The organism is Microbacterium testaceum, from assembly GCF_003075375.1.
Lineage (GTDB): Bacteria > Actinomycetota > Actinomycetes > Actinomycetales > Microbacteriaceae > Microbacterium > Microbacterium testaceum_E.
The window spans coordinates 1-2,454 of sequence record NZ_QDFT01000094.1 but is presented as its reverse complement, the minus strand read 5'-3'; the positions used below and the strand labels follow the sequence as shown (position 1 = coordinate 2,454).

Annotated in this window: 2 protein-coding genes; both read right to left on the bottom strand. The window is 64.1% G+C overall.

Annotated elements, in window-relative coordinates; translation table 11 throughout:
• Positions 1-594 precede the first annotated feature (594 nt).
• Entirely contained in the window at positions 595-1,656 is a 1,062-nt protein-coding gene (locus DC432_RS16015; protein WP_133177981.1) for a hypothetical protein, read from the bottom strand.
• Positions 1,657-1,934: 278 nt separating this feature from the next.
• The gene (locus DC432_RS16005) at positions 1,935-2,297 is read right to left on the bottom strand and encodes a hypothetical protein (protein ID WP_116538676.1); all 363 of its coding nucleotides are present in this window, start codon (positions 2,295-2,297) and stop codon (positions 1,935-1,937) included.
• Positions 2,298-2,454: the final 157 nt, after the last annotated feature.

Sequence of the window (2,454 nt, the reverse complement as noted above, 5' to 3'; positions counted from 1 at the left end):
GATCGAACCGGGCAGAGACACTGAACTTGACGAGCTTCGAGTTGAATGCGCTAACCCATGACCTGCAGGTGGCGGCCGAGCTGTGCGCATTTCTACACGAAAGGTCGCTTGGTCATTACGAGCCCCAACCCGAGCCAGACGGAACGCCTGAGGCTGCTACGGCCGACTGACTGGCACACCGAGGCTCGTCGAGGCAACCAGCCCGTTGGGCCTTACATCGTCSGCCGGTCCGCCTCGCACCGGGAGCGCTGAGAGGAAACGGTCCGTACCCATCCGTCGGCCCGGCCCCTCCGAATATGACGTGCGTGACCTCCTCGTTCCGCGCCCCTTGCACTCGAGGAGGTCACGCCTCGGCATCGCCATTGCGTTCTACGTGATGCGATGACTGGGACCTCTCGCGGCGGCAGAGGACCAGGATGCTCGCTTTCTCGGCGAGTCTCGCCCGCTGTAGCTGACGGCACCAGCGCGAGCGGTCCCCATCCACAGGCACACGCACTCGCACCCTGTGATGCCGCGAGGCTGCGGCCTGCGGTGGCGCTCCATAGGAAAGCCCCCGCCTCGGGTGGTCGAGGCGGGGGCGGATGTGGGCGAGGACTAGTCGAGTTCCCTGCGGGCGGCCATCTGGAGGAGTTCGGGAATCGACAGCCCCGATTCATCGAACGGCTGCTTGAACTTCTTGAGGTACTTAAGCTTCAGGGCTTCGATCATCTCTGGGTCGAGTGCACGGGCGGCCTTTCGTTCCCGAGCCTCCTCCTGCCTCACCTCTCTTGGCTTTGCGCGATCTACAAACTGGCCGCGGTGCGGGCCGCGCGCAACGCCACCCCCTGCCACGTCCTTTACCTTGGCCGTACCCGCCCGTAGCTGCCGGTCGTTCTCCTGACCAAAGCTGTTAGCAGTGGGGTTCGACAGCCCGAGCAGGACGGCCTCGTGCTTCCAAATGTGATTGTGGCCGTTGCCCTGTCCCGCCTTGGCGTGCGCTGCCTCATGCTGAATCGTGGAGATGATCGCGTCGCGGTCAGCGGTGCGCAGGTGATTGCGCTGAAGCAGGATGGTCTTCGCGCCGTAGTCAGCGGCACCGAGAGTCCCGTCCTTGCCGTTTACGGTGTCCTGCACCTGCACGCGCCATTCGCTCAGCCCGGCATTACGTAGGTAGTTCGCAGCGATGGTTCCGTACTTAGTCTCTCGTTGCTCAGCCTCCGAAAGCGGTGCGCCGGTGCGGGGATCGGTTGTGCGGGGTTTGGCGCGGTCAACTGCGGCTTCGAGCGCTCTGTCCACTTTGTCGCGGTTGGCACGAAGCAGCCACATCTGCGACACCTCGAAGCTCTCAGCCTCGCCGGTCCACTTGTTGGTGCGGATGGTTACCGACTCGCGGTGGCTGGTGGTCAGCTTCACGGCGGTGCGAGACAGCCCAACGTTGTTGAGCCATTGGCGGAGTTTGGCCAGCACGTCGCTCGGCTTGTAGCGCTCCTCGGCGGGGGCGTAGGGGGTGCGAGACGGCAGCGGCTTGAACAGTTGATCAGCCTGCACATCCTCGTAGGCCTGACGCGCGTCCTGTGGCGATGAGTAGTGATCTGCTTCGCCCCCGCGGGGGCAGGCGTTGACAGTGGCCTTGCACGGTGCTGGATTGCCAGCCTCGCTGATGTGGAACTTCGCCATGGTGATGTGTCCTCCTTATAGTGACGGGAGGAATATCAGCCGGAATCGGTAGCTCAGCACTTCTCCCGTGTGCGGGGATGCACACGGGAGAGGCGGGGGGAGGTCAGGAGAGCTTGATCTGTCGGACCTCCTCATCGGGCTTCGGAGCGGCGCGACTGCGGAGCAGGTCGGAGAGGTCTTCATCACTCTCGGGGTCGTCGGGGAGGCTGAAGGTGCGCGCACCCCCGCTTCTGAACTTTTCGAGGGCGCGTATTGCACGCTCGCCCTGTTCTTTGCGACTAGTCATGGTTCTGTACTCCTTTGGTTGTCCGCGACTGCCATTCAGTGCGGGTGGTTTCATTGCGTCGGCGCTCCTCCTCCAGCCATTGCAGTTCGAGGCGGTCGGCGCGCTGTTCCGGGTGAAGCAGCACCCATGCCCATTTCTCGGGCTCGTCGACGCGGAACGACATGACACCGCGAGCCGTGGTGATGCGAGCCTCCACCTCGCTTTGTCCCCGCACCAGGCGCGCCTTGCAGCCCATGAGGTTGCCGTGCCCCACCACGAGGCGGGCGGGATCGTGTTGGTAGTGCTCTACGAAGCAGGCCTCGGCGTAGGGGAAGTCGCTGTAGGTCGAGGTAGGCGGGAGGTTGCGCTGGATCATCGCTTCCTCACCGCCATAGCCACCGCGACAGCGGAAAGGAGCATTGCAGCGTAGGCCAGTGGTGCGAGCATGAGTGCGAGGCTGCCGACAGCTAGCGCAAGCGCTCCTAGTCCCACCCCGATGGGTGCGAATGAGGCACGACGGCGCGCGGTCATGC

Excerpts from the sequence above, each read along its gene's own strand:
- DC432_RS16015 (WP_133177981.1), bottom strand. The coding sequence starts at position 1,656 with ATGGCGAAGTTCCACATCAGCGAGGCTGGCAATCCAGCACCGTGCAAG.
- DC432_RS16005 (WP_116538676.1), bottom strand. The coding sequence starts at position 2,297 with ATGATCCAGCGCAACCTCCCGCCTACCTCGACCTACAGCGACTTCCCC.